This window comes from Nakamurella sp. GG22, from assembly GCF_052976845.2.
The window spans coordinates 267,328-293,478 of record NZ_JBRIIO020000002.1 but is presented as its reverse complement, the minus strand read 5'-3'; the positions used below and the strand labels follow the sequence as shown (position 1 = coordinate 293,478).

The following is a 26,151-nucleotide window of genomic DNA, read 5'->3' as shown; positions in this document are numbered from 1 at the left end:
GTCAGAGCGGGATGTTGCCGTGGCTGCCGCGGCCGGCCGGTGCCGACGCCAACGCCTCGGCCACCCGCCGCCGGGTCTCCGCCGGGGTGATGACCTCGTCGACGACACCGAGTTCGATGGCCCGTGCGACACCGCCGGCGACCCTGGTGTGCTCCAGGGCGAGAGCGGCGTGCAGCGCTTCGCGTTCGTCGTCCGGTGCCGCCGCGAGCTTGCGGCGGTGCAGGATGCCGACCGCGGCCTTCGCGCCCATCACGGCGATCTCCGCGTCCGGCCAGGCGAATACCGCGGTCGCGCCGAGCGCCTTCGAGTTCATCGCGACATACGCGCCGCCGTACGCCTTGCGGGTCACCAGGGTCACCCGCGGGACGACCGCCTCGGCGAAGGCGTGCAGCAGCTTTGCGCCCCGGCGGACAACGCCGTCCCACTCTTGGCCGACCCCCGGGAGGTAGCCGGGGACGTCGACGATGACCAGCAGCGGGATGCCGAACGCGTCGCACATCCGGACGAAGCGCGAGGCCTTCTCGGCCGAGGTCGAGTCGAGGCAACCGCCCAGCCGCAACGGGTTGTTGGCGACAACACCGACAGACCGTCCACCGAGCCGGCCGAGGCCGATCACGATGTTCGGCGCCCACTTCGCCTGGAGCTCTTCCATCGGCTCGTCGAGGATCGCGTCGATCACCGGCTTGACGTTGTACGCCCGCGCCCGGTGCTCGGGCAGCAGGTGGTCCAGGTCCGGGTCGTCCGGCATGTCGGTGACCGCGGAGATACCCGGACGGGAGAACAGCGACGCGACCCGGCGGGCCCGCACGTACGCGTCCGGCTCGGAGTCGGCGACGATGTGCACCACGCCGGACTTGCGGCCGTGCGCCGACGGGCCGCCCAGCGCCTCCATGTCGACCTGTTCGCCGGTAACGGACTTGACCACATCCGGACCGGTGACGAACACCCGGCCGTCCGGCGCCATGATCACGATGTCGGTCAGCGCCGGCCCGTAGGCCGCGCCGCCTGCCGCGGCGCCGAGCACCACGGAGATCTGCGGGACCTTTCCGGACGCGCGGACCATCGCGGCGAAGACCTGGCCGACGCCGTCCAGCGCCTGCACACCCTCGGCGAGCCGGGCGCCGCCGGAATGCCAGAGGCCGATCACCGGGATGCGTTCGCGCACCGCGGTCTCGATGGCGTCGACGATGTGCCGGCAGCCCTCGTGACCCATGGCCCCGCCCATCCGGGTGCCGTCGGTGCAGTACGCGATCACCTTCGAGCCGTCGATCCGGCCGCGCACGGCCCACACACCGGAGGTGTCGGTGGCGTGCAGGCCGACCAGCGACCCCTCGTCGAGCAGGGCCGCCAGCCGAACCTCGGGCTCGCGGGGGTCGATCACCCGCGGCCCGGTGCGGCGGGTTGGCTCGACCTTCGCCGCAGGGCTTTCTGGCCCGCTCTTCACGCTCGACGGATCAACCACAGCTGTCACGGTCGGTACTCCTGACGCGCCGGGTGGGCGCTTCCAACGGGTGCGCACCCGGGTACGGGTACGCCGCGAACCAGTGCTGTTCTGAAGGTGGAGCTCGGCCCGGTCGGTGCCCGTGGCGTCAGCCGGGCGGATCAGGCGCCGGTGAACACCAGCGCGACGTTGTGACCACCGAAGCCGAACGAGTCGTTGAGTGCCGCCGTCAGCGTGACCTCGCGATTCTCGGCCGCGACATCGACCTTGATCTCCGGGTCGAGCTTGTTCAGGTTGCGGGTGCCGGGAATGACACCCTCCTTGATGGCCAGGACGGTGGCGATCCCCTCGACGGCACCTGCGGCGCCCAGCATGTGGCCGGTCATCGACTTGGTGGCCGTGACGACGGGGTGGTCGCCGATCGCCCGCAGAATCGTGTTGGACTCGGCGAGGTCGCCGACCGGCGTCGAGGTCGCATGGGCGTTCACGTGCCCGATGTCGGCGGGGGTGAGATCGGCCGACCTCAGCGCCTTGGCGATCGCCCGCGCGGAACCCTCGCCCGCCGGTTCGGGGGCCGTGATGTGGTAGGCGTCGTTGGACATCCCGATTCCGGCCAGCCGGCCGTAGATCTTCGCGCCGCGAGCCTTGGCGTGGTCCGCCCGCTCCAGCACCATGATGCCGGCGCCCTCGCCGAGCACGAACCCGTCGCGTTCGACGTCGAACGGCCGGGAGGCGCCGAGCGGGTCGTGGTTGCGCGTGCTCATCGCCCGCATCTGGGCGAAGCCGGCGAGCGGCAGCGGGTGGATGCACGCCTCGGCGCCGCCGGCGATCGCGACGTCGAGTTCGCCCGACTTGATCATCTGGTAGGCCCAGGCGATGCCCTCGGCACCGGAAGCGCAGGCGGAAACCGGTGCGTGGACACCGCCCCTGGCCTTGGCCCACAGTCCGACCGCGGCGGCCGGGCCGTTCGGCATCAGCATCGGGATGGTCAGAACGGCGACCTTCCTGATGCCGGTCTGCTCCAGGATGTCGTCCTGGCCGAGCAGGGTGAGCGCACCGCCGATACCGGTGCCGACCACGACGCCGAGCCGCTCAGGATCCATTTCCGGCGAGCCGGCGTCCGCCCATGCCTCACGGGCGGCGACCAGTGCGACCTGCTGACACCGATCGAGCCTGCGCGCCTCCACCCGGGAGAGCACGTCGGTCGGCTCGACCGCCAGCGGGGCGTAGATCCGCACCGGCAGCTCGTACTTCTCGGCCCACGGCTCCAGCAGCGGCTTGACGCCGATGGTGCCGTCGAGCAGCGCCTGCCAGGTTTCCGGTGCGGTGCCACCGATCGGCGTGGTGGCGCCGATCCCGGTGACGACGACGTCGTGGTCGGAACTCATCGGGGGAGCCTCACTGTTCGCCCGCTCATTGTTCGCTCGCCTTTCATCGCTCACATCTCTTCACTGTGTTCCTCCGCATCGGCTCATGGGGTCGTGCGGGACGCACGCGCCCATGTCGCCGCGCGGGACCCTTCGCTGTCAGCTCTTGTTTGCCGCGATGTAGGACACGGCGTCGCCGACGGTCTTCAGATTCGCCAGCTCGTCGTCCGGAATCTTGACCCCGAACTTGTCCTCCGCCTGCACCGCGATCTCGACCATGGAGAGCGAATCGATGTCCAGGTCGTCGGTGAACGACTTCTCGGTGGTGACGTCGGCAGCGCTCACACCGGCGACCTCTTCGACGATCTCGCCAAGGCCGGCCAGGATGTCTTCGTTGCTCACAATGGTTCCTTTCGGGGTTTGGCCGAACTCCGGATCGGAGCCGGCTCGGGTATCCGCGCGAATTGTGCCGCATCCACCCTGCGATGACGCTCAGGGTGACGGCGCACACGCGAGAAGCTTGTCAGGGCGACGCGCGACACCGGAGATCGGTTGCGGCGCGGCACATTTCGGTCACGGGCACAGGAACACCTGGCTGGCGTACGTGAGCCCGGCACCGAAAGCGACGGAAAGGACAACCTCGCCGGAGGTGACTTCGCCGGCGGCCCGCATCCGGTCGAGGGCGATCGGAATGGAGGCCGACGAGGTGTTGCCGGTCGTGACGATGTCGCGGCCGACCTTCAGCTCGGGCCGTGCGCCCGCGGAGATGATCTTCTTCGCGACGGCGTCGATGATCCGCAGGTTCGCCTGATGGGTGACCAGCACGTCGACATCGGCCAGCGCGACGCCGGCCGCCTCGGCGGCCCGGATCGCGACCGGCGCGATGGCGGACGTGGCCCAGCGGAAGACCGTCTGGCCCTCCTGGATGAAATGGCCGTTGCGGCCCTCCACCCGGATCGCGTCGATGTTCGTCTCGTCGCTGCCCCAGACGACGGGGCCGATGCCCGGCTCGTCGGCCGCGCTCACCACGGCGGCGCCGGCACCGTCGGCGAAGATGATGGCCGTCGCGCGATCGGTGGGGTCGGTCCAGTCGGTGAGCCGCTCGGATCCGACGACCAGGACGTGGCGCGATGCGCCCACCCGCACCGCCTGATCGGCGGCGGCGATGCCGTAGCAGAAGCCCGCACAGGCCGCGTTGATGTCGAAGCTCCCCGGCGCGTGGATGCCCAGTGCACCGGCGATCTGGGTGGCGGCGTGCGGGACCGGCGAGATCGGGCTGCAGGTGGCCACGATGACGGTGTCGATGTCAGTCGGCTGCAGGCCCGCCTCGGCCAGGGCCTTAGCGCTGGCCCGCGCGCCCATGGAGACCACCGAGTCGTCGGGACCGGCGAACCGGCGCTCGCCGATGCCCACCCGTGACCGGATCCATTCGTCGTTGGTGTCCATGACCTGTGACAGCTCGTCATTGGTCACCACCCGGTCGGGACGGAAGTGGCCGAGGCCGGTGATCCGCGAACCGGCGGCGCCCGCGCGGGTCGCCAGCCTGGTCGTCCGGGCCGTCACAGCCGTACGCCGGCGTGCTCGGCGGTGAACGCGACGGCGTTCTCCAGGTCGGCGGGGCTCTTCAGTGCCATCGTGGCAACGCCCTTCAGGTCGCGTTTGACGAGGCCGACGAGCGCCCCGGACGGAGGCAGCTCGAGCACCCCGGTGACGCCGAGCGCACGCATCGTCTGCATGCAGGCATCCCAGCGCACCGGTCTGGTGACCTGGGCGGCCAGCAGCTCCAGGTACGCCGGGCCGGAGGCGACGACCGAGCCGTCCGAATTGGTCAGCAGCGGGTGCAGCGGATCCGCCGGCGCCAACTGCGCGAGCCGCTCCTGCAAGGCCGACTCGGCGCTGGCCATGAACGACGTGTGGAACGCGCCGGCCACCGGCAGCGGGATGACCCGGACGCCACCGGGCGGGTTGGCCGCCAGTTCTTCGAGGGCGCTGAGCGGTCCGGCGGCCACGATCTGGCCGCCGCCGTTGACGTTGGCGCCGACGAGATCCAGTTCGGCGAGCGCGGCGAGCACGTCGTCGGTGTTGCCGCCCATCACGGCAGACATCCCGGTGGGCGTCAGGGCGCAGGCGGCGCCCATCGCGGAACCGCGCACGGCGGCGACGTCGACGGCATCCAGTGCCGGGATGACGCCCGCCAGAGCTGCGGCGGCGAGTTCACCGACGGAGTGGCCGGCGATGACGGCACCGGCCGGAATGCGGAACGTTCCCGCCGCGAGCAGCGCAGCGGCGACAACGAGCGGTTGGGTGACCGCGGTGTCCTTGATCTCGTCGGCGCCGGCGGTGGTGCCGAGCCGGGCCAGATCGAGATGCGCGCGGTCGGACATCGCCGCCGCGGCCTCGGGGACACCGTCGAGTTCGAGCCAACTGCTGAGCATTCCCGGTTTTTGAGATCCCTGTCCGGGAGCGACGATGGCCAGCACTGAATTAGAAAACCACGATCGACACCTGCCTGGTGGTGCCGGACGCCACCAAGTCGCGAGCTGGTATTTGTAGATACCCCACAATCAGGAGGGCGGAAGGCGCCAAAAGATCTTCATAGAGCGTCCCACCGCAGAACCGCTGGCGGATGGCATCGCCTGCACAAGCACTTCACGCGCACACCGAATCAAGGCACCTGAGCCAATCTGCCGAGAATCACCGCGATCTGGATGGCCAGCAAGTCCCTCGGCTCCCAGGGATCCCGGCCGGTCAGATCGGCGATCCGGTGCAGGCGGTACCGGACGGTGTTGGGGTGCACGAACAGATTCCGGGCGGTCGGCTCGAGGGCGCCGCCGGTCGCCAGGTAGGCCTCGATGGTGGTCAGCAGCGGTGCGGGCGCCGAGGCGAGTGGGGCGTACACAGCGGCGCGGAGCCGGGCGGCCGCGCGCTGGTCGCCGCCCAGCACCCTCTCCGGGAGCAGGTCGTCGGCGTCGACCGTGCGCGGCGCGCTGGTCCAGGCCGCCGCGACGTCCAGACCGGACAGCGCATCGGCAGCAGACACGACGGCGTCCCGCAGACCCGCTCCCGGCCGGCCGCGGACGACCGGGCCGTCCCCGAACAACGACTCGATCTCCGCCCCCGGTGCCTCGTTCCCGGCCAGGATCAGCACCAGTCGGTCGCCGTGCACCCCGGACATGGCCGCCCGACCCACCTTCGTCGCCCACTCGGTAACGGCGGCGACGACGTCGGCACGGTCGCCGGCGGGTGCGGCGCCGGCGATCACCAGGGTGTCAGCGGTGGTGTCCCAGTCCAGCGCCGCCGCCCGGGACGACAGCGCCCCGAAGTCCTCACCGCGGACGACGCCGTCAACAACCGCGGCCTCGACCCGGGCGTCCCAGGCGCCGCGGGTCTCCGCGGCCGCCGCGTACACCGAGGCCGCGGCGAAGGCGACCTCACGGCTGTAGCGGAGCAGCGAATCGCGCAATGCGATGGTCTCGGCCTCGTCGACGGCCAGCGAGGGGAGGTCCTCCTCGGCGACCATGATCGCGATCCGGACCAGTTCCACCGTCCGGCGTAGCGAGACGGCGCGCACCAGGTCACGGGGCGCCGAGCCGAAGACCTCGCCGGTGATCCGGTATTCGGTGCCGGGGGAGCGCGCCCAGACGACGTAGCCGGAGATGCCGGCCTGGGCGACCAGGGTGACCCACGACCGTTGCTCCGCGGGCAGCGAGCGGAACCACGGCAGTCGCTCGTCCATCAGGGCGACGGAGCGGGTGGCCAGGTGGCCGCCGGCCCGTTCGACCCGCGACAGCGTCTCGGCGCTGACTCCAGGCGCCCAGGACGAGTTCGCGGCCAGCGTCGAGGTTGCGGCGCGCAGCACCGATGCGGGCGTCGGGCCGGCGATCCGCGCCGGTTCGGCGTCGGGTGCGCCGTTGTTCACCATGGGCTCAGCCTGCCATGGGCACAGCCTGCCACCCGGCGGGCGCCGTCACCGCCCGCTCACTCGGCATCGGGCCACGTCACGCGCTACATGCGTGCGGGCGAGTTCTTTCACACCCGTCAAGTAAGCAACAGGGACCGGCACCATGTCGCGGTGCCGGTCCCTGTTCAGTAGTTGCAGATCTGAGTCAGGCGGCGCTGACCCCGGTTGCCTGCGGGCCCTTCGGGGACTGCTCGACGTCGAAGTTGACGCGCTGGCCCTCCTCGAGGGACTTGTAGCCCGTTCCGCTGATCGCGGAGTAATGGACGAAGACGTCGCCAGAGCCGTCGTCGGGGGAGATGAAGCCGTAGCCCTTCTCCGCGTTGAACCACTTCACAGTTCCCTGCGCCATGCCTGCTCTCCTCGAGCGTTGTCCGCGGACGAGAATCCGCGGGGTGGAACACCCCGGCCGCTTCTCCGACCGGGGGGAAGTGCTTTACCCCCGTGCGATGTCTCGCGGACATCAGGAGAAGAGCAACAACGAGTGCACAGTACCGCCTCGCCATTCCACTCGCCAGCAGGCGCGGGTGAATGGAAACGCGCTATTTCGGTTGCTTTTCGCGGGGCCGCCTTTTGTCGCAATTGATCACGATTCGCCGCCTGCGTTCCCGGAACGGCCGGCACGCACGTCGTGCAATTCGTACTTCTCCGCCGCCTCGGCAGCGGCCCCGGCGCGGTACTCGCCGCGCCGCTCCAGGGCGGACAGCGTGGCCACCACCATCGACGGGCCGTCGATGAGGAAGTGCCGGCGTGCGGCCGCCCTGGTGTCGGAGAAGCCGAACCCATCGGCTCCCAGCGCGACGTAGTCGCCGGGAACCCATGGTGCGATGGCGTTCTGCACGGCGCGCTGCCAGTCGCTGGTCGCGATGACCGGACCCGGTGCGTCGCTGAGCACGCTGGTGATGTAAGGAGTCCCGACGTCCGAGCCCGGGTCGAGCAGCCTGGCCCGCTCGATGGTCTCGGCGTCCCGCCGCAGTTCGGTCCAGCTGGTGACCGACCAGACGTCGGCCGCGACATTCCAATCGCTGGCCAGCAGGCTCTGTGCCTCCAGAGCCCATCGCACACCGACGCCCGAGGCCAACAGCTGTGCCCGTGCCTTGCCTTCTTCGTCGGTCGCCGGAGAAAGCTTGTAGATACCCCGCAACAGACCGTCGACGTCCAGACCCTCGGGCTGTTTCGGCTGCTGGTAGGGCTCGTTGTACAGCGTCAGGTAATAGAGGATGTTCTCGCCGGCCGGCCATTCATCGCTGCCGCCGTACATCCGGCGCAGCCCGTCCCTGACGATGTGCGCGATCTCGTAGCTGTAGGCCGGGTCGTAGGCCACCACGTGCGGCATCGTCGAGGCCAGCAGGTGCGAATGCCCGTCCGCGTGTTGCAGGCCCTCGCCGGTCAGCGTGGTGCGGCCGGCGGTCGCGCCGAGGACGAATCCCCGGCCCATCTGGTCGCCGATCGCCCAGAGCCCGTCACCGGTGCGCTGGAAGCCGAACATCGAATAGAAGATGTACATCGGGATCATCGGCTCGCCATGGGTGGCGTAGCTGGTCGACACGGCGGTCAGCGTCGCGACCGATCCGGCCTCGTCGATGCCCTCGTGCAGGATGACGCCCTGCTCAGATTCCTTGTAGGCCAACATCAAGTTGGCGTCGACGGCGGTGTAGAGCTGCCCCGACGGGTTGTAGATCTTCTGCGTCGGGAAGAACGAGTCCATGCCGAAGGTGCGGGCCTCGTCCGGGATGATCGGCACGACACGCTTGCCGATCTCCGGATCCTTGAACAGGTCGCGCACCAGCCGGACGAAGGCCATGGTGGTGGCGATCTCCTGCTTGCCCGACCCGCGGGTGAGGACGTCGTAGACCTTGTCGCCGGGCAGCACTAGCGGCTTGGGGACAACCCTGCGCTCGGGGACGAACCCACCGAGCCTGGCCCGGCGGTCCTTGAGGTACTTGATCTCCTCGGAATCGGCGCCCGGGTTGTAGTAGGGCGGCTGGTAGAGGTCCGCCTCGAGCTGTTCATCGGTGATCGGGATGCGCAGGCCGTCCCTGAATTCCTTCAGGTTCGTCATGGTCATCTTCTTCATCTGGTGCGTCGCGTTGCGGCCCTGGAACGACGGCCCGAGGCCGAAGCCCTTGATCGTCTTGGCCAGGATGACCGTCGGCTGACCCTTGTGCTGGGTCGCGGCGCGGTAAGCCGAATAGACCTTGCGGTAGTCGTGACCACCACGGCGCAGGCGCCAGATCTCGTCGTCGGAGAGGTTCTCGGCGAGCTGCTTGGTTCGCGGGTCGCGCCCGAAGAAGTGGTCCCTGATGTAGTCGGCGCTGTTCGCGCGGTACGTCTGGTAGTCACCGTCGGCCGTGTTGTTCATCAGGTTCACCAGGGCGCCCTCGCGGTCTGCCTGGAGGAGCTTGTCCCACTCGCGGCCCCAGATCACCTTGATGACGTTCCAGCCGGCTCCGCGGAAGAACGATTCCAGTTCCTGGATGATCTTGCCGTTGCCGCGCACCGGGCCGTCGAGGCGCTGCAGGTTGCAGTTGATGACGTAGGTCAGGTTGTCCAGACCGTCGATCGCTGCGACGTGCACCAGACCGCGGGACTCGACCTCGTCGAGCTCGCCGTCGCCCAGGAACGCCCATACGTGCTGGTCGGAGGTGTCCTTGATGCCGCGGTGGTGCAGATAGCGGTTGAACCGTGCCTGCTGGATCGCGTTCATCGGGCCAAGGCCCATGGAGACGGTGGGGAACTCCCAGAAGTCCTGCATCAGCCGCGGGTGCGGGTAGGACGGGATGCCACCGCCCGGGTGCGACTTCTCCTGGCGGAAGCCGTCCAGGTCGTGCTCGCTGAGCCGGCCCTCGAGGAACGCCCGCGCGTACATACCGGGCGACGCGTGGCCCTGGAAGAAGACCTGGTCACCGCCGCCGGGATGGTCCTTGCCGCGCCAGAAGTGGTTGTAGCCGACCTCGTACAGGCTGGCCGACGAGGCGTAGGTGGAGATGTGGCCGCCCACACCGATCCCGGGACGCTGGGCACGGTGCACCATGATGGCCGCGTTCCACCGGATCCAGCCGCGATAGCGACGCTCGATCTCCTCGTCGCCCGGGAAGAACGGCTCGGCCTCGGTCGGGATGGTGTTGATGTAGTCGGTGGTGGTGAGCGCGGGTAGCGCGATGTGCTGCTCCTTGGCCCTGGCGAGCAGGCGCAGCATGAGGTACCGCGCGCGCTGCTGGCCACCGGCGTCGAGCATCGCATCGAACGAGGCCAACCACTCGTCGGTCTCCTCGGGATCGAGGTCGTGCAGCTGAGCAGCAAAACCGTCCTTGATCAGGCTCATCCGGCGCGCAGACTGGTCGTTCACTGACGCTGTCAAGGCAACTCCCTCAAGAGGTTCGGCGGTCCGGGTCCGCAGGACGGGCCTGCTGGTTCGGGGAATAGTTACCCTCGCCCGGCCCGGTCAAGCCCTGCCATCCTGCCCCATATCGCGGTACCCACGCACGGTGGACCTGCCGCGAGTGAATGATCCGGGCCGGTGGTTCTGCGAACTCGGGTGGTGCCGCTGTACAGGAATGGTGCGGGCCCGAATAAGGTATGCGCCCAGGGACAAATGGACCGTCCCGCCGGTGGGTTCGGGAAACCTCGAAGGGGAGCGATACAGGTGAGTGACGTCGCAGGGTACGCGGAGACAATCGCGGCCCGGCTCGGCTTGAGTGCCGGGAACACGGTCGGGGAGGCCGGGTATGACGACGATGTCGACCACGACCTGCGGGATGCCATTGCCGATCTGATCGGCTCCGAACTACTCGACGACGACGCCGACGACGTTCTGGACGCCGTTCTGCTGTGGTGGCGCGATGAGGACGGGGATCTCACCGACGCGTTGGTCGATGCCATCCCGCTGCTCGCGGACGACGGCGTGATCTGGCTGTTGACCCCGAAGACGGGGCGGGACGGTTACGTCGAGCCCAGTGAGATCGCCGAGGCGACGCGCACCGCGGGGCTCTCGCAGACCACCAGCGTTCCCGGTGGGCCGGAGTGGATGATCGCCCGATTGGCACGCCCGAAATCAGGAAAGGTACGACGCTGATGGCTCTCCCGGTGGGCGCGGAAGCCCCGGATTTCACGCTTCGCGATGCGAACAAGACCCCGGTGGCGCTGTCGTCATTTCGTGGCAAACAGGCGGTGCTCCTCGTCTTCTACCCATTCGCGTTCTCGGTGAACTGCACCGCCGAGCTGTGCGAGCTCCGCGACGATCTGTCGACGTTCCAGAACTCGGACGTCCAGGTGCTGGCGATATCCACCGACACCTCCCAGTCGCTGAAGGCCTGGGCGGAGTCACAGGGTTACACGTTCCCGCTGCTGAGCGACTTCTGGCCGCACGGTGAGGTCGCGAAGGCCTACGACGTGTTCTTCGAACAGGCCGGCTTCGCGCTGCGCGGGACGTTCCTGGTGGATGTCGACGGGGTCATTCAGTTCTCCGAGGCCAACGGACCCGGCGAGGCCAGGGACCAGAGCGCCTGGAAGCGGGCAGTGGCGGCGCTCAAGGCCAGCAGCGTCTGACGCGGGCTATCAGCGGGACTTCGTGCCGGCGGACGGCTCGGCGGTTGAGCTGGAGGAGGCCGCAGCGATGACATACTGCCCGTGGCGCTCTTGCGAGCGTTGATCGGTTCGGTGGCCTGGCGCTGCCGGATCGGATAGGTCCAGGGCGCGTAGCTCAGCGGGAGAGCACCCGGTTTACACCCGGGCGGTCGGCGGTTCGAAACCGTCCGCGCCCACTGTTCCTGTTGTTTCTGTTCGTGTGGTGACTCAGGCCGTGCTGCTGACCGCGCCGTCGTCGGTGTTGTTGCCGCGTTTCGGCGGCGGGGTCGGGGTCGGCGGCCGTCGTCTGCTCCGCCGCCGCGCTGCCGCCCGGCCCAGGGGTTCGCCGGCGCGGAAGACCAGCGGTCCGGTGATGGCGAGGATCAGCACGTAGGTGGCGGCCAGGGCCGCAAATCCGGGTGCGATGATCCCGGATGCCGTCGCGAGGCCGGCGATCACGATGTTGAACTCGCCGCGGGAGACGATCCCGGTGCCGGTACGGATCTGGCCGGCGATGGCGATGTCTGAGCGGCGGGCGGCCCACATACCGACGCCGATCTTGGTCAGCGCGGTCACGACGGCGAGCCCGATTGCGGGCAGCAGCATCTCCGGGATCTCCGAGGGATCGGTCTCCAACCCGAAGAAGACGAAGAAGACCGCGGCGAACAGGTCACGCAGCGGGGTCAGCACCTCGCGGGCGCTTTCCGCCACCCGTCCGGACAGCGCGATGCCGACCAGGAACGCACCGACGGCTTCGGACACCTGCAGTCGGTGCGCGAATCCTGCAACCAGCAGGGCGAGCCCGAAGGCGATGAGCAGCAGCACTTCCTTGTTGTCGGAGTAGACGAAGCGACCGAGTGCCCGACCGAAGCGGAGCGCGATCACGAACGCGATCGTGATGGCGACGAGGGCGATGGCGACGGAGGTGGCTCCGGCGAGGAAGCTGACCCCGGCGAGCATGGCGGTGAGCACCGGGAGGTACAGGGCCATCGACAGGTCTTCGAGGACGAGAATGGAAAGCACAACAGGTGTTTCGCGGTTGCCGAGGCGGCCGAGATCGGTCAGCAACTTGGCGGTGATGCCGGAACTGGTGACGTAGGTGACGCCGGCCATGGCCACCACGGCGGGCAGCGGCCACTGGAGCAGCACACCCACCACCGCGCCCGGGAGGGCGTTGGCGACCAGGTCGGCCACGCCGCCGGTCGCGTGTTGCCGCAGATTCGTCGTCAGTTCACTGGCGGAGTACTCGAGTCCCAGGAGCAACAGCAGCAGCACGACGCCGATTTCCGCGCCGATCTCGATGAAGGCGTCGCTGGCGTCGAGCGGGATCAGCCCACCTTGACCGAACGCCAACCCGGCGAGCAGGTAGAGAGGAATCGGCGACATTCCGATCCGGCCGGCGAGGCGCCCGAGCACACCGAGACCGAGCACCACGGCGCCCAACTCGATGAGCAACAGACCCATGTCCACTGCCGGCTCCGATCTCCTGCGCTACGGCCGATGGCCCGGCCGGCGAGGTGGTCGATCGAGCCGATCGCACCGATGCGGGTAACGGGAGCGCCGTCCCGGCAAAGGCTATTCGTTGACGATCTGTTTCAGCGCATCGATCGCTTCAGCCGTGCCCACGACGACCAGCGTGTCACCGCCGTTCAGTTCGGTATCCGGACCCGGCGACGGGATGATCTCCTTCTCCCGCATCAGGGCGACGATCGACGCGCCCGTCCTGGTGCGCGCCTTGGTGGCGCCGAGGGTGAGGTTGTCGTACCGGGACCCGTGGGCGATGCGGATCTTGCCGGTCGACAGACTGCTGATCTGCTCGCTCAGCGATGCCAGCCGGGCGACGATCCGCCCGCTGCCCAGCACCTGGGCGAGGGCGTCCGCCTCGGCCGCGCTCATCTGCAACACCGAGCTGCAGGAGTCGGGGTCGTCCTTGCTGAAGACCAGCAGATCGCGATCGCCGTCGCGGTGGCTGACGACACCGATCCGTCGGCCGGCGTCGGTCAGGAAGTCGTATCGCATGCCGATGCCGGGGAGTTTCGTCTCCGTGACCTCGACGTCGTCGTCAAACATGTTCCTTCGTCCTTCCGCACCCGCCGGGCACCTGGCGGCAGTCATGCCGGAGCACTGGCGCCGTTCCGCTCCCGTTGGTGGCAATGGATCGTGCCCGCTAGTGCTGCGCTCGCGCCTTGGTGCGTGACGCGCCCGGTATATCCAACAACAAACCGCGTCAGCGTAATCCGGAGCGTGGTATTCGCGATCAGAACGGTGGCTCGTCGTTGTTCACGTCACTCGCGAACGGTGGGGGCAGCTCAGCGGTCGGCTGCGGCGTCTCTTGCTTCGATCGTTCAGAGTCGGAAGACAGGGAGCAGGTGATGACGGCCTCGATCCACTCTCTGTGCGCGGCAGATCGTTCTGCCGAGACTTGGCCACGGGCGGGCTGCGCGGATGTGATCAAGGCAGCGCGACCAGCGCGACCAGCGCGACCAGCGCCACCAGCGCCACCGAGTCGGCCGGTCTGCTGGGCGGCCCGGATCCGGTCCCGCACCTGTTCGCGGAACGCCCGACGCTGGGCGAGGTGTATTCGAACGGCAACCGGGGTGGGCTCGTCTTGAATGATCGGTACGCCGCACTGCTCCCGGTGTTCCGGGTCCGCCAGCCCGACCTCGGTGTGTCTCGGAACTGGGCAGGCTGTTCATCGGGCAGGGCCAACTCGCGTGGGTGGTCGGTGTACCGGTGGCCGGTCGGGCTCGTCCAGGTCATCGTGCCGTCCGGGTGCCGTCGCGGTGTCCAGTCGGTGTGGTGCTTCGTCAGATGATGCCGGCGACAATAAGGGTCCAGATTGGCGACGTCAGTCGCTCCGCCGGAGTCGGGGGACCGGTGGTCGAACGGCTGGCGATGGTCCAGATCGCATCGCCAGGCGGGTTGGCGGCATGACGGGAAGCGGCACGTATCCGCTAAAACGCTGATCACGTCACGATCCTGCTGCCCGGGGCGGTACTTCCGGCGAGCTCCTGCGAACAACGGCGTGCCCGTCGCCGTGTCGATCACTGCCAGCGACAAGCTGGCCGCGGCGGCCGCAATGGCCGTCGCGAGTCCGGCGCTGATCGCGCCGTAACCCTCGAGGTGACCGGGGGACTGATCGAGAGCCATCAGGGTGGACAACGACATGGTGACCGTGAGGTGGGGCCGACGGCCCTGCCGGCTCAGTAGCCGGGACGAGCCGATGGGCTGGGGACGCTCCTTGAGCTCGGCGTCGGTCGAAACCTGAGACACGGTGTTGCCGGGCGCGGCTGGCACGTCGCGGTCCTTGTTGCCGCCGCCCGGCGCCACCGCCGAGTCGCCGAATTCGTCGTCAAACCAGTCGCTGTCGGAGTCGTTGTCGCTCTCATCTGCCCCGTCGTAGGAATCCGTGTCGTTGGCCACTTCTGCCGGGTGCAGCAGCCCCCGCAGATCCACTCGCCCGTGCGTCAACATCTCGGTTGCCAGGTCGGTGAGTGCGTCGGCACGGCGTTGCGCCACGTCGCGATCGTCCGTGACGCTCTTGGTCGCGTCCGCCAGCAGGTCGATCAGGGTGAAGACCGAAACCGCCCCGTCCGCCGGCAGGACAGCCCTGATCACGCTCATCTGATCCTTGATCGGCTGGTGGGTGACTTCCCTGTTCCGGTGCGCCTTCTCGATTCGCTTGTTCGCGGCCTCCGGATCGGCGATCAGTACGGCGCGGTCGATCAGCGGCCGAAGCCGACCTGCGGTGCGTCCCGCCACCAGGGGCAGAACAAGTGCTTCCACCTGCCGTCGGAGTTCCGGTTCGAGAACGCTGGTGCGCTCCGCGATCAGCGCCGCGCGCCCGCGATCGATCCGCCCCTCGGTGAGTGCGAGATGTGTGCCGGGCAGTTGGTCGTGGAGTTCGACGGCAGCATCCACCCGATGCCGGGCGGTGACCGGAGCGATGTCCAGCGCTGCCCCGAGTTCAGCGGCAGCCAATCCGCGCGCGTGGTCGACGACCAGCACTTCGAGAACGTCTGTGTCGACTTGGCCGTTGGACATGGCAGCAGCGCCGCCGACGTCGGTGAAGGTCTGCACCATCCGACTGATGTCGCCGGCGCGCCCCGGTCTGGTGAACTCGGTGATCAGCGACGCCTGCAGGCCGGCTACATGGGACAGCAACCGCTCACAGCCGCGGATGGCATCGACGAGGTCGGCTGGTCGGAGTCCGGCCGGGTCGGCCGCGGCGATGGTGCTGAGGGTGCGAAATCCGGGAAGGGTGGTGGCAACGGCCGCCCAATCGCCCCCGGCGGTGTCCCCGCCGGGGGCCGGGGAGTTGGTACTATCCGTACACATGTTCGAATCATACGCGCCATCAGGCAGTGATACAACCGCAAGAGGGTAGCGGGCACGGCGGCCGTTGCCGGGGCCGGCATTCCGTCCGTCAGCCGGTCATCTCGGCCGCCCACAGATCCGGCCCGAAGACCTCGTACCGGATCCGGTCCGCCGGCACACCACGGCGCAGCAGCGTGCCCCGCACGTGCCGCATGAAAGGCAGCGGACCGCAGGTGAAGACCTGGATGTCGTCCGGCAGCGGCACCGTTGTCAGATCCATGAAGCCGGCCTGCGATCGGCTGTCGCCGGCGTCAACCGCCTCGTACCAGGTGTGCACGGTGAAGTTGTCCAGCTGCCGGCCGATGTGCAGCACGGTCTCGCGCAGCGCATGATCCTGGGCGGTCCGGTCGGCGTGCGCGACGATGACGGGACGCTCGGGCTGGGTGCGAGCGATGTGTTCGACGATGGGCAGCACCGTGGTGATCCCGGCGCCGGCGCTGGCCAGCAGCAGCGGGCTGTCGGAGCGGTCGATGACGAAATCCCCCGCCGGCGCGCTGACGTCGAGCAGTTCGCCGGCAGCGACGCTGTCGTTGAGATAGCTGGACACCTGCCCGTTGGGTGCGCCGTTCACGCCGCGGACACGCCGGACGGTGATCTGCATCCGGCCGCCGAGTGCGGTCGAGGAGACGGTGTACTGCCGGGGTTGCCGTGATCCGTCGGGTAGGTCGACGAAGACCGAGACGTACTGCCCGGGTTTGATCGTCGGCAGCGGTTCGCCGTCGGTGGGCTCCAGGACCAGCGAGACGACGTCCACTGCTTCCTCTATCCGGCGAACGACGCGGTAGGGCCGGGTGGGCTGTTCCGGGTCGACACCGGCCTGCTGGTAGAGCCGCGCCTCCGCGGCGATCAGCTGGGTCGCGAAGAGCCAGTACACCTCGTTCCATGCCTCGGCGATCTCCGGCGTCACGGCATCGCCGAGCACCTCACCGACAGCGGCGAGCAGGTGGTGTCCGACGATCGTGTACTGCTCCGGTCGGATCCCGAGCGAGACATGCTTGTAGGCAATGCGTTCCAGCACATGACGGAACGACGGAGCGTTCGGGTCGACGAGCTGGACCGCATACGCGACGACGGACGCGGCAAGGGCTCTGCTCTGTTCGCCGGTCGCCTGGTTGCCCATGTTGAACACCCGCAGCAGCTCGGGGTGCGCCGCGAACATCCGCGGGTAGAAGCGCGCAGTGATCTGCTCGGCATGCGCGGCAACGACGGCGGCGGTTGCCGACACCACCGCGGCCGATTCGTTGGACAACAGGGAGGTGGGTCGGTCTTGCACAGTCGTTGACGTCATTGTCATTCCCTTTCGGTCAGGCTGGTGTAGCGGTGCCGGGGCGCCGACCTGCTGTCGGCGCGGGACCCCGCTGTCAGTGCGGGTGGGTGTGCGGGACTGCGGGCTGGTGGTCGTGCTGTTCGGCGGCGGTCCCCGGCATCGGTTCTGCGCGCTGGATGACGTCCCACTGGTCGTCATCCAGGTAGGCAAGGGCCGCGGGGAACAGGCCGTTCTCCTCGCGGTCGATGTGGTTGTGCAGCAGCGTGAGCATCCCGGGCACCAGAGAGAGGTCACCGAGCTCGACGCCGGCCAGGAGCTCGTCGAGTTCATGGTGTTCCGCGCACAGGGACGCGATGTGCTCGGTGAACAGCTTGTCCTTGCGCATCTCGGCGAACAAGCCGTCCTGCTCGCGCTCCGTGTGCGGATGCAGCAGCGCGGCCAACACCCGGCCGGCGGCCCGAGTCGCGTCCAGATCGTGATCCCGGTGGGCGACCTGCAGCGCGTAGGTGCTGTTGACGATGGCGTCGTGCTCGGCGTTGAGCTGGGCGATGATCGGGATCTCCCGGCAGCCGCAATAGCTGCACATGGCTACCAGCCCCGACGGCGCGGCCGCGAGCCGACCGGCTCACCCGGGCGGGCGGCGGACCGGGAGCGGTACACGATGTAGGGCCGGAAGAGGTAGGTGACCGGTGCGCTGAAGGCGTGCACCAGCCTGGTGAACGGCCAGAGGGCGAACAGGGCCATGCCGATCAAGGCGTGGATCTGGAAGGACAGCGGTGCAAGGGTCATAGCCTCGCCATCGGGTTGCAGAACGAAGATCGACCGGAACCAGACGGAGACCGTCTCCCGGTAGTTGTGCTCCTCGCCGATCAGTCCGGACCCGACGAGTGTGGTGGCCAGCCCGGCAATGATCGCCAGGATCAGCACGAGGTACATGAGTTTGTCGTTCTTGGTGGTGGCCATGAAGACCGGGCCCTTGGTGCGGCGTCGGTAGACCAGAATGGCGGCGCCCGTCAGTGTTGCGATGCCTGCGATGCTGCCGAGCGCGACGGCTTGGATGTGATAGCCCTCCTGGCTCAAGCCGACTGCGCTGGTCCAGCTCTCGGGAATGAGCAGGCCGATGACATGGCCGAAGATCACCACCAGGATCCCGAAGTGGAACAGCGGACTGCCGATCCGCAGCAAACGGCTCTCGTACAGCTGCGAGGAACGGGTCGTCCAGCCGAACTTGTCGTACCGGTACCGCCACCAGGTGCCGACCACCAGAATGGCGATGGTCACATAGGGAACGATGTCCCAGAACAATGCCGAAGCACTCACGGTGTCTTCCGTCCTGTCCCGACAGTCGGGGTTGGCAATGGCGTGCCACCGATGCGCGATACCGCGGGCCGCATTCCGATGGTGAGAGCGAAGGGTTCCAGGCCGACGGACTCGGCCGGCGGTCCTTGCATGGCGAGTCGCCTGGCCTCCTTGAGGTCCGCCACCGTGGCGGGCGGCAGGGTGGCCCGCACCGCGCCGATCACCCCGGCATAGACCGGCGACGCCTTCAGCAACCCGTCATGGATCATGTCGATCGGGGTGCGGTGCCGGCACAGCTGCTCGTACCCGGTGGTCTCGTCGACCGTCGCGGCGAACTCCAGGAGGACGGCGAGATGATCCGGCAGTTCGCGGGCCGGTGGGACTACGCCTGCGGCCCGGTACATGTCGGAAAAACTCAGCAGCGCCATCCCGCGGTTGCGGGTGTCCCCGGCGGTGTAATACGTCAGGAACAGCGTGCGGCGCCGTTTCCAATCGAACACATCGGCGTACTCGATGGCCGCCTGAATCGGCGGGGTCTCCCGCAGGTGCGCGACCGCGGCCAGTAGCGGATCCCGCAGCGACGGGTCAAGGGGAGCCACCGCGGGCTGCACGACGTCCAGTCGCTCAGCCTGCCCTGAGTCCGGATATGCCAGCAACAGTGACGCGGCCTGCCAGACGATCCGCCGCTGCTGGACAGCGCTCGACACGGTGCGTCGCAACAGTTTCACGGCGTTTCCTCGCTGCCGGGCAGCCGGGGAGAACCGGGTCGCGGCGCGAACATGCCGTCGGGTGAGCCCTTGCCGTCCCAGTTCAGCAGGTTGACCCGGGACGGCCTCGACGCACCGACGCCGACCTCGTCGGACGTCTGTCGTTCGCGCAGGGCCTGGAACGACTCCACCGCGACCGGTACGGGTTGCCCGCTGGCTTCCCCGAACGGTCCGGACCCGGACGCGTACATGCCCGGACCACCCTCGAAATCGAGGGAACACTCGGTGACGGTCTCCTCGAGCCGATGACCTTCCGAGGCATAGGCGGTCGGGATGACGTACCGGTCCTCGTATTTCGCGATCGCCAACAGCCGATACATCTCGTACATCAATTCCTCCCCCATTCCGACGGCCGCCGGGATCTCCGCCCTCGGGTCGCGGCCGAGGTTGATATCGCGCATGTACGCGCGCATCGCCGCCAGTTTCTTCAGCACTCCGGTGACCACCGCGGTATCACCGGCCGCGAACAATTCGGCCAGATACTCGATGGGGATGCGCAATGCCTCGATGGCGCCGAACAGATTGTCGGGGTCCTCGCCGTCATGACCGTCCCGGCTGATCGCGTCGACGACCGGAGACAGCGGCGGGACGTACCAGACCATCGGCATGGTGCGGTATTCCGGGTGCAACGGCAGGGCGATGCGGTACGTCTTCGCCAGCGCGTATACCGGTGACCGGCGGGCCGCATCGAGCCATTCGTCCGAGATTCCCTGGCTGCGCGCGGAGGCGATCACCTCCGGGTCGTTCGGGTCGAGCATCAGCCCGAGTTGCGCCTCGTACAGATCGGTCGGGTCCTCCACCGACGCGGCCTCCAGAACACCATCAGCGTCATACAACACGAGACCGATGTACCGGAGCCGCCCCACGCAGGTCTCGGAACACACTGTCGGCAGCCCGACCTCGATCCGCGGGTAACAGAATGTGCATTTCTCGGCCTTGCCGGTGCGGTGATTGAAATAGACCTTCTTGTAGGGGCAGCCGGTGACGCACATCCGCCAGCCCTTGCACTTGTCCTGGTCGACCAGGACGATGCCGTCCTCCTCCCGCTTGTACATGGCGCCCGACGGGCACGACGCGACGCACGACGGGTTGAGGCAGTGCTCGCAGATCCGGGGCAGGTAGAACATGAACGTCTGCTCCAGCTCCAGCTTCACCTGCTGGCTCACCTTCGCCAGAATGGGGTCGCCGGCAAGGATCTCGGTACTACCGCCCAGGTTGTCGTCCCAGTTGGCCGACCACTCCACCTTCATCGGTTCGCCGGTGATCAGGCTTCGCGGCGGCGCCACCGGCATCTGCTCGCCGAGGGGAGCGTTGGTCAGGTTCTCGTAGTCGTAGGTCCAGGGCTCGTAGTAGTCGTCGATCGACGGCATCTTGGGGTTCGAGAAGATGGTGGCGAGTTTCTTGATCCGCCCGCCCGCGCGCAGGCGCAGCCGACCGCGTTTGTCCCGGACCCAACCGCCCTCCCACTTGTCCTGGTCCTCGTAGGTGCGCGGATATCCCTGTCCCGGCCGGGTCTCCACATTGTTGAACCAGACGTATTCCACGCCGGGCCGGTTCGTCCAGGCCTGCTTGCAGGTCACCGAACAGGTGTGGCACCCGATGCACTTGTCCAGGTTCATCACCATCGACAACTGAGCCATCACGCGCATCAGTACTGCACCTCCTGCGAGCGACGGCGGACCATGGTGACCTCGTCACGTTGATTGCCGGTGGGCCCGAGATAGTTGAACGCAAAGGACATCTGCGCGTAGCCGCCGGCCATGTGGCTGGGCTTCACGAGCAGCCTGGTCAGCGAATTGTGAATTCCGCCGCGGTTGCCGTTCGTCTCCGACAACGGCACGTCGATCGTCCGTTCCTGGGCGTGATGCACGAAGACGGTTCCCTCCGGCATCCGGTGGGAAATGATCAACCGCAGCACCATCACGCCGTTGCGGTTCACCGCTTCCACCCATTCGTTGTCCTTGGCGCCGATCTTGGTGGCGTCCTGCGGGCTCATCCACATGGTGGGACCGCCGCGGGACAGCGACAGCATGAACAGGTTGTCCTGGTATTCGGAATGGATGGACCACTTGGAGTGCGGCGTCAGGTACCGGACGCAGAGGCCGATGCCCTCTGTGGTGGAACTGATCTGCGGCTCGTCGAACAGCCTCGCCATGTCCAGCGGCGGCCGATACACCGGCAGTTGTTCGCCCAATTCCTCGATCCAGTCATGGTCGAGGTAGAAATGCATCCTGCCCGTCAGCGTGTGCCAGGGTTTCAATTCTTCGACGTTGACGGTGAACGGCGCGTACCGCCGGCCGCCGGTCTCGCTGCCCGACCATTCCGGACTGGTGATGACCGGCACCGGCCGGGCCTGGCAGTCGGCGTAGGTGATGCGCTTTTCCTCGCTGCCCTCGGCGAGGTGCACGAGTGGCCGACCGGTCCGGCGTTCAAGATGACGGAACCCCTCCACTGCCAACCGGCCGTTGGTGGTCCCGGAGAGCGTGAGGATGGTGTCGCTCATCTTGATCGCGGTGTCGATCGCGGGCCGGCCGGCCCCCGCGCCGCGGCTCATGACGCCGTGCCGGGCGGAGAGATCGAGCACCTCGGCGTCGGGGTGCACCGTGACGCCCTTGGTGGTCAGCCCGAGGGAGTCGACGAGCGGGCCGAGCGATTCCCACTGTTCGGCCAGCGCCGGGTAGTCGCGGGTGACGACGGCAATGTGACCCATCGTCTTTCCCGGCACCGGGACCTCGCCGGTCATCCGCCAATCCCGTTCGGTGCCGCCCGGATACGCGGTCTCGCCGGGTGTGTCGTGCTGCATCGGCGTCATGACGACGTCCCGCCGGACGCCGAGATGCTGCGCGGCGAGCCGGCTGAAGACCCGCGCAATGGTGTGGAAGGCGTCGAAGTCGGACCTCGCCTCCCATGGCGGGTCGATCGCCGGGCTGAAGGCGTGCACGAACGGATGCATGTCCGTGGTGTTGAGGTCGTTCTTCTCGTACCAGGTGGCGGCGGGCAGCACGATATCGGAGAGCAGGGTGGTCGACGTCATCCGGAAGTCGATGGACAGCAGGAGATCGAGTTTGCCCTCGGGGATGCCGTCCCGCCAGGTCACGTCCCGCGGCCGCAACTCAGGCACGGTGGGTGTCGCGCGCAGGTTCGACCGAGTGGTCCCCAGCAGGTGCTGCAGGAAGTACTCGTTGCCCTTGCTGGAGGACCCGAGCAGATTGGCCCGCCAGGCGGTGAGCACCCGCGGCCAGTTGCCGGGATCGTCGGGGTCCGTCACGGCCAACGTGAGGTCGCCGGAGAACAGTTGGCTCGCAACGTACTCCGGGACCGGCACCCCCGCCGCGTCCGCTTCGTCAGCGAGATCCAGGCTGCTGCGGTCGAACTGCGGGAAGAACGGCATCCAGCCCATGGCCACCGACGCGGCCAGCACGTCCATGGTGTGCATGCCGGCGAACCGGCCGCGGCCGAGCGGGCTGGCCAGTGCGTCGGCGCGGTACCCGTCGTACCGCCACTGGTCGGTGTGGGCGTACCAGTAGGCGGTGCCGATCATCTGCCGGGGCGGGCGGACCCAGTCCGAGGCCATCGCCATGGTCGCCCACCCGGTGATGGGCCGGCACTTCTCCTGGCCGACGTAATGCGCCCAGCCGCCGCCGTTGCGGCCCATCGAGCCGGTCAGGATCAGCATTGCGAGAATCGCCCGGTAGGTGGCGTCGCCGTGGAACCACTGGCAGATCCCGGCGCCCATGATGATCATCGAGCGGCCGCCGGACTCCTCCGCGTTGTGCGCGAACTCCCTGGCCACCCGGATCACCTGCGTCGCGCTCACCCCGGTGATGGCCTCCTGCCAGGCCGGCGTGTACGGGCGGTCGACGTCGTCGAACCCGGTGGGCCAGTACCCCGGCAGGCCGGGCCGGGCGACGCCGTACTGCGCCAGCATCAGGTCGAACACGGTGCAGCACAGGTGCTCTCCGACCCGTCGGACGGGTACCCCGCTGGTCAGCACCTCCGCGTGTCCGTCCGGCGTGTCGAACCGCGTCAGCTTCACCTCCCGCGCCCCGTCCGGGCCGCCGAGAACCGTCAGCTGCGGGGAGATCTCGCCCAGGTCGAGGTTCCACTTGCCGACCCCGGAATCGTTGTACCGGAAACCGAGCGAACCGTTGGGCACGGCGACGTCACCGGTGGCGCCGTTCACCAGGACGGGTTTGAAGTCCGCGCCTTCCGCGGTGTCGCCGAGGTCGGCGGCGGTCAGGTTCTTCCCGGGGACCATCGAGTCGCCGTGTTCCTCGAGTTTCACCAGGAACGGCAGGTCGGTGTAGGTGCGGACGTAATCGACGAAGAACGGGGTGCGCTTGTCGACCAGGAACTCCGAGAGGATGACGTGCCCCATGGCCATCGCCATCGCCCCGTCGGTCCCCGGCGCGCACGGCATCCACTCGTCGGCGAATTTTGTGTTGTCCGAGTAATCGGGGCTGACACTGACGACTTTCGTTCCGCGGTAACGGACCTCGGCCATCCAGTGCGCGTCGGGGGTCCGGGTGACCGGGACATTCGAGCCCCACATCATCAAATACGAGGCGTCCCACCAGTCGCCCGATTCCGGGACGTCGGTCTGGTCACCGAACACCTGGGGTGACGCCACCGGGAGGTCGGCGTACCAGTCGTAGAACGACGTCATCGCGCCGCCGACCAGTTCGATGAATCGCGAGCCGGCGGCATGCGACACCATCGACATGGCCGGGATCGGGGAGAACCCGGCCACCCTGTCCGGTCCGTAGCGGGCGATGGTGTGGACGTGCGCGGCGGCGGCGATCTCGGCGGCCTCGTCCCAGCCGATCCGGATCAGGCCGCCCTTCCCGCGCGCCTTGTGATACCGCCTGCGGCGCTCCGGGTCGTCCTGGATCTCCGCCCAGGCCAGTACCGGGTCGCCGAGCCGGGTCCGTGCCTCCCGGTACATCTCGATCAGCACACCCCGGGCATACGGATAGCGGACACGGGTGGGGGAGTAGGTGTACCAGGAGAAGGCGGCACCCCGTGGGCACCCCCGCGGCTCGTAGTCCGGCCGGTCCGGACCCGTTGTGGGGTAATCCGTTTCCTGCGTCTCCCAGGTGATGATGCCGTCCTTGACGTACACCTTCCAGGAGCACGAGCCGGTGCAGTTCACCCCGTGGGTCGATCGGACGACCTTGTCGTGGCTCCACCTGTCCCGGTAGAAGACGTCCCCCTCACGGCCACCGCTCTTGGTGACCGTGCGGAGGTCCTTGGAAACCTCGCTGCGGGTGAAGAATCGGCCGCTGCGGACCAGGAGATCGGCGACCGCACCGTCAGTACCGGATCCTGAATTCAAGATATGCCTCTCGTGGGGATCGACGTCAGCGGGGAGAATGATCCGGCCCGAGCCGACCCGGCATCCGAAAACCGGTATAGGCCAAGGCAACCACACATGTCAGAGAAAGCAAGCCAAGGCCGACGGTGTAGCTGTTGTCGGTGGCGTTGTAGGTGGCGCCCATCAGCAGCGGCGGGACGAAACCACCGAGGCCACCGGCGGCGCCGACGATGCCGGTCACCGTGCCGACCCGGTCCGGCGGTGCGGAGCGGGCGACCCAGGCAAACACACCACCGGTCCCGATGCCGAGGAAGAAAGCCAGGACGATGAAGCTGGCTCCGGCGGCCAATTCCGGCGGTGGCTGCAGGGCGACCACCACGGCCATCACCGCCGACCCCGCCAGGGAGAACATCACGACGAGTTTCGGGTGTATGCGGTCGGACAGGATCCCACCGATGGGCCGGGCGAGAACCGCGGCGATGGCGAATCCGGCGGTGCGGGTCCCGGCATCGGTGGCGGAGAATTCGTAAATGGTCTTCAAATATGTCGGCAGGTAGGTGCTGAAGGCCACGAAGCCGCCGAACGTCACGGCATACAGGAACGCCATCCGCCAGGTGACCGCGAGGCGGCCCGCAGCGGCCAGCTTGGGCAGCACCGAATCGGTGTTCGGGCGCCAGGCGGGGGCGTCCCGCATGACGGTCATGACGAGAACGGCGGTGCCGGCCAACGCCACGGCAATGATGACATGGGCGGTGGCGGCCCCGAACCAGGCCACGAAACGGGGCGTGAAAAACGCCGACAGAGCGGTCCCGCCCATGCCGACACCGAAAACGCCGGTCGCAAATCCTCGACGGGAAGGTTGATACCAGGCGTTGACGAACGGAATTCCCACGGCGAAGGCAGTGCCGGCAATTCCGAGGAAGAACCCGAACACCAACAACAATACGTACGAATCTATTGCGCCGGCGAACGCGACCAGCAGGACCGGCACAATCGAGATCAGCGAGATGGCGGAGAACATCCGGCGGCCGCCGAACCGGTCGGTCATTGCGCCGACCGGAATACGCCCGACGGCACCGACCAGGATCGGGATCGCAACGAGCAGTGCGGTCTGGCTCGTGGTGAGGGACAAGGCTTTGGTGTACATCGAGGACAGCGGGGCGATGAGGTTCCAGGCCCAGAAGTTGATCGCGAACGTCCACGTCGCGAGCGCCAGGTTCAGCGCCTGCCCTGGCACCTGAACACCCGGCTTGGTGGCCGGTGGCGCCGGAACCGTCGGTCGACTGGTCGTCATGTCGCCGGCCCACAACAAGTGCGAGATCTCGGGCTCGCAGTGAAGTGCCGTCTGCCAGATGTCATCGTTGACTCCACCGCTAGGAATATGAGACCGGCAGATGGTAAGGAACTGAAATTAACGTACGGCAGGGTCGAAAGTCCCGCTTCCCGAAAAAGGTCGGTACTTACTGGACATAACTGGCATTTCACCTGACGAGTGGCTTTAGACCGTCGTTTCGGCGGCCGTCCCCGTGGCGGCCAGTGCTCCGTCGTGCGCCAGGCCGGACACTGCGGGCGCGGACCGGTAGCGGTCGTTGGAGAACGGCGGGGAGTGCGGGTCGGCCGGCGGCTCCGCGTCGGTGGCCCCACCAGAAAAGGGCACTGTCCCGGAGTTCCAGGAAGTGCCCTTGACCTGCGCCTTTGGGGAGTGCCCCCGGCAGGATTCGAACCTGCGCACCCGCCTCCGGAGGGCGGTGCTCTATCCCCTGAGCTACGGGGGCGCGAAGAGAAACTCTACCGT

At 67.9% G+C, this 26,151-nt stretch carries 21 protein-coding genes and 2 tRNA genes; 3 read left to right on the top strand and 20 right to left on the bottom strand.

Annotation, left to right across the window (positions count from 1 at the left end; translation table 11 throughout):
- Nucleotide 1: 1 nt before the first annotated feature.
- The 8 genes from ACVBEQ_RS03680 to aceE form a co-directional block, all read right to left on the bottom strand.
- Nucleotides 2-1,378 (bottom strand): acyl-CoA carboxylase subunit beta, encoded by a 1,377-nt coding sequence (locus ACVBEQ_RS03680; RefSeq protein WP_447152181.1) that lies wholly within the window; start codon nucleotides 1,376-1,378, stop codon nucleotides 2-4.
- A gap of 224 nt (nucleotides 1,379-1,602) precedes the next feature.
- Complete coding sequence (locus ACVBEQ_RS03675) at nucleotides 1,603-2,829, bottom strand: beta-ketoacyl-[acyl-carrier-protein] synthase family protein (RefSeq protein ID WP_447152063.1); 1,227 nt, start codon at nucleotides 2,827-2,829, stop codon at nucleotides 1,603-1,605.
- 138 nt (nucleotides 2,830-2,967) lie between these two features.
- Nucleotides 2,968-3,210 (bottom strand): acyl carrier protein, encoded by a 243-nt coding sequence (locus tag ACVBEQ_RS03670; RefSeq protein WP_447152062.1) that lies wholly within the window; start codon nucleotides 3,208-3,210, stop codon nucleotides 2,968-2,970.
- A 171-nt stretch (nucleotides 3,211-3,381) separates the two neighbouring features.
- The gene (locus ACVBEQ_RS03665) at nucleotides 3,382-4,371 is read right to left on the bottom strand and encodes a beta-ketoacyl-ACP synthase III (protein ID WP_447152061.1); all 990 of its coding nucleotides are present in this window, start codon (nucleotides 4,369-4,371) and stop codon (nucleotides 3,382-3,384) included.
- Nucleotides 4,368-5,288 carry an ACP S-malonyltransferase gene (locus ACVBEQ_RS03660; protein ID WP_447152060.1) on the bottom strand — a complete coding sequence of 307 codons (921 nt, stop codon included), beginning with the start codon at nucleotides 5,286-5,288 and terminating at the stop codon, nucleotides 4,368-4,370. Before ACVBEQ_RS03660 ends, ACVBEQ_RS03665 begins: the two co-directional genes overlap by 4 nt.
- Nucleotides 5,289-5,473: 185 nt before the next feature.
- Nucleotides 5,474-6,730: a PucR family transcriptional regulator gene (locus tag ACVBEQ_RS03655; protein ID WP_447152059.1), complete on the bottom strand. Its 1,257-nt coding sequence runs from the start codon at nucleotides 6,728-6,730 to the stop codon at nucleotides 5,474-5,476.
- A 184-nt stretch (nucleotides 6,731-6,914) separates the two neighbouring features.
- Nucleotides 6,915-7,118, bottom strand: a complete 204-nt coding sequence (locus tag ACVBEQ_RS03650) for a cold-shock protein (protein WP_447152058.1) — start codon at nucleotides 7,116-7,118, stop codon at nucleotides 6,915-6,917.
- A gap of 234 nt (nucleotides 7,119-7,352) precedes the next feature.
- Nucleotides 7,353-10,091 (bottom strand): pyruvate dehydrogenase (acetyl-transferring), homodimeric type, encoded by a 2,739-nt coding sequence (gene aceE, locus ACVBEQ_RS03645; protein ID WP_447152180.1) that lies wholly within the window; start codon nucleotides 10,089-10,091, stop codon nucleotides 7,353-7,355.
- 321 nt (nucleotides 10,092-10,412) lie between these two features.
- Here aceE and ACVBEQ_RS03640 point away from each other — a divergent pair, with 321 nt between their 5' ends.
- The 3 genes from ACVBEQ_RS03640 to ACVBEQ_RS03630 all read left to right on the top strand — a co-directional run bounded on the left by ACVBEQ_RS03640 (nucleotide 10,413) and on the right by ACVBEQ_RS03630 (nucleotide 11,529).
- On the top strand, nucleotides 10,413-10,841 hold the full coding sequence (locus ACVBEQ_RS03640; protein WP_447152057.1) for a DUF3052 domain-containing protein: 429 nt from the start codon (nucleotides 10,413-10,415) through the stop codon (nucleotides 10,839-10,841).
- Entirely contained in the window at nucleotides 10,841-11,314 is a 474-nt protein-coding gene (locus tag ACVBEQ_RS03635; protein ID WP_447152056.1) for a peroxiredoxin, read from the top strand. The genes ACVBEQ_RS03640 and ACVBEQ_RS03635 overlap by 1 nt, the downstream gene beginning before the upstream one ends.
- A 143-nt stretch (nucleotides 11,315-11,457) precedes the next feature.
- Nucleotides 11,458-11,529 (top strand) — tRNA-Val (locus tag ACVBEQ_RS03630).
- Nucleotides 11,530-11,560: 31 nt separating this feature from the next.
- Here the strand turns inward: ACVBEQ_RS03630 and ACVBEQ_RS03625 are convergent.
- From ACVBEQ_RS03625 to ACVBEQ_RS03570, 12 genes are all read right to left on the bottom strand, one after another.
- Complete coding sequence (locus ACVBEQ_RS03625; protein ID WP_447152179.1) at nucleotides 11,561-12,796, bottom strand: cation:proton antiporter; 1,236 nt, start codon at nucleotides 12,794-12,796, stop codon at nucleotides 11,561-11,563.
- Between the two features lie 111 nt (nucleotides 12,797-12,907).
- Nucleotides 12,908-13,402, bottom strand: coding sequence for a cation:proton antiporter regulatory subunit (locus ACVBEQ_RS03620; RefSeq protein WP_447152055.1), 495 nt, complete (start codon nucleotides 13,400-13,402; stop codon nucleotides 12,908-12,910).
- A 381-nt stretch (nucleotides 13,403-13,783) separates the two neighbouring features.
- Nucleotides 13,784-15,670, bottom strand: a complete 1,887-nt coding sequence (locus ACVBEQ_RS03615) for an HNH endonuclease signature motif containing protein (protein ID WP_447152054.1) — start codon at nucleotides 15,668-15,670, stop codon at nucleotides 13,784-13,786.
- Between the two features lie 88 nt (nucleotides 15,671-15,758).
- Nucleotides 15,759-16,997: a globin domain-containing protein gene (locus ACVBEQ_RS03610; protein WP_447152053.1), complete on the bottom strand. Its 1,239-nt coding sequence runs from the start codon at nucleotides 16,995-16,997 to the stop codon at nucleotides 15,759-15,761.
- 73 nt (nucleotides 16,998-17,070) lie between these two features.
- A complete protein-coding gene (locus ACVBEQ_RS03605; protein WP_447152052.1) occupies nucleotides 17,071-17,562 on the bottom strand; it encodes a hemerythrin domain-containing protein in 492 nt (163 codons plus the stop codon).
- 2 nt (nucleotides 17,563-17,564) lie between these two features.
- Nucleotides 17,565-18,296, bottom strand: coding sequence for a respiratory nitrate reductase subunit gamma (narI, locus tag ACVBEQ_RS03600; protein WP_447152051.1), 732 nt, complete (start codon nucleotides 18,294-18,296; stop codon nucleotides 17,565-17,567).
- Nucleotides 18,293-19,003, bottom strand: coding sequence for a nitrate reductase molybdenum cofactor assembly chaperone (gene narJ, locus ACVBEQ_RS03595; RefSeq protein WP_447152050.1), 711 nt, complete (start codon nucleotides 19,001-19,003; stop codon nucleotides 18,293-18,295). The genes narI and narJ overlap by 4 nt, the downstream gene beginning before the upstream one ends.
- On the bottom strand, nucleotides 19,000-20,691 hold the full coding sequence (narH, locus tag ACVBEQ_RS03590; RefSeq protein ID WP_447152049.1) for a nitrate reductase subunit beta: 1,692 nt from the start codon (nucleotides 20,689-20,691) through the stop codon (nucleotides 19,000-19,002). Before narH ends, narJ begins: the two co-directional genes overlap by 4 nt.
- On the bottom strand, nucleotides 20,691-24,377 hold the full coding sequence (locus ACVBEQ_RS03585; RefSeq protein WP_447152048.1) for a nitrate reductase subunit alpha: 3,687 nt from the start codon (nucleotides 24,375-24,377) through the stop codon (nucleotides 20,691-20,693). The genes narH and ACVBEQ_RS03585 overlap by 1 nt, the downstream gene beginning before the upstream one ends.
- A gap of 25 nt (nucleotides 24,378-24,402) precedes the next feature.
- On the bottom strand, nucleotides 24,403-25,650 hold the full coding sequence (locus tag ACVBEQ_RS03580; protein WP_447152047.1) for a nitrate/nitrite transporter: 1,248 nt from the start codon (nucleotides 25,648-25,650) through the stop codon (nucleotides 24,403-24,405).
- A gap of 204 nt (nucleotides 25,651-25,854) precedes the next feature.
- The gene (locus ACVBEQ_RS03575; protein WP_447152046.1) at nucleotides 25,855-26,088 is read right to left on the bottom strand and encodes a hypothetical protein; all 234 of its coding nucleotides are present in this window, start codon (nucleotides 26,086-26,088) and stop codon (nucleotides 25,855-25,857) included.
- A tRNA-Arg gene (locus tag ACVBEQ_RS03570) sits at nucleotides 26,060-26,131 on the bottom strand. The genes ACVBEQ_RS03575 and ACVBEQ_RS03570 overlap by 29 nt, the downstream gene beginning before the upstream one ends.
- Nucleotides 26,132-26,151 lie beyond the last annotated feature (20 nt).

Bases quoted from the DNA above. Each gene is read 5' to 3' on its own strand.
- ACVBEQ_RS03675 (WP_447152063.1), bottom strand. From the start codon at position 2,829: ATGAGTTCCGACCACGACGTCGTCGTCACCGGGATCGGCGCCACCACG.
- ACVBEQ_RS03655 (WP_447152059.1), bottom strand. From the start codon at position 6,730: ATGGTGAACAACGGCGCACCCGACGCCGAACCGGCGCGGATCGCCGGC.
- ACVBEQ_RS03650 (WP_447152058.1), bottom strand. From the start codon at position 7,118: ATGGCGCAGGGAACTGTGAAGTGGTTCAACGCGGAGAAGGGCTACGGC.
- aceE (WP_447152180.1), bottom strand. From the start codon at position 10,091: ATGAGCCTGATCAAGGACGGTTTTGCTGCTCAGCTGCACGACCTCGAT.
- ACVBEQ_RS03635 (WP_447152056.1), top strand. From the start codon at position 10,841: ATGGCTCTCCCGGTGGGCGCGGAAGCCCCGGATTTCACGCTTCGCGAT.
- ACVBEQ_RS03625 (WP_447152179.1), bottom strand. From the start codon at position 12,796: ATGGGTCTGTTGCTCATCGAGTTGGGCGCCGTGGTGCTCGGTCTCGGT.
- ACVBEQ_RS03620 (WP_447152055.1), bottom strand. From the start codon at position 13,402: ATGTTTGACGACGACGTCGAGGTCACGGAGACGAAACTCCCCGGCATC.
- ACVBEQ_RS03615 (WP_447152054.1), bottom strand. From the start codon at position 15,670: ATGTGTACGGATAGTACCAACTCCCCGGCCCCCGGCGGGGACACCGCC.
- ACVBEQ_RS03610 (WP_447152053.1), bottom strand. From the start codon at position 16,997: ATGACGTCAACGACTGTGCAAGACCGACCCACCTCCCTGTTGTCCAAC.
- ACVBEQ_RS03605 (WP_447152052.1), bottom strand. From the start codon at position 17,562: ATGTGCAGCTATTGCGGCTGCCGGGAGATCCCGATCATCGCCCAGCTC.
- narH (WP_447152049.1), bottom strand. From the start codon at position 20,691: ATGCGCGTGATGGCTCAGTTGTCGATGGTGATGAACCTGGACAAGTGC.
- ACVBEQ_RS03580 (WP_447152047.1), bottom strand. From the start codon at position 25,650: ATGACGACCAGTCGACCGACGGTTCCGGCGCCACCGGCCACCAAGCCG.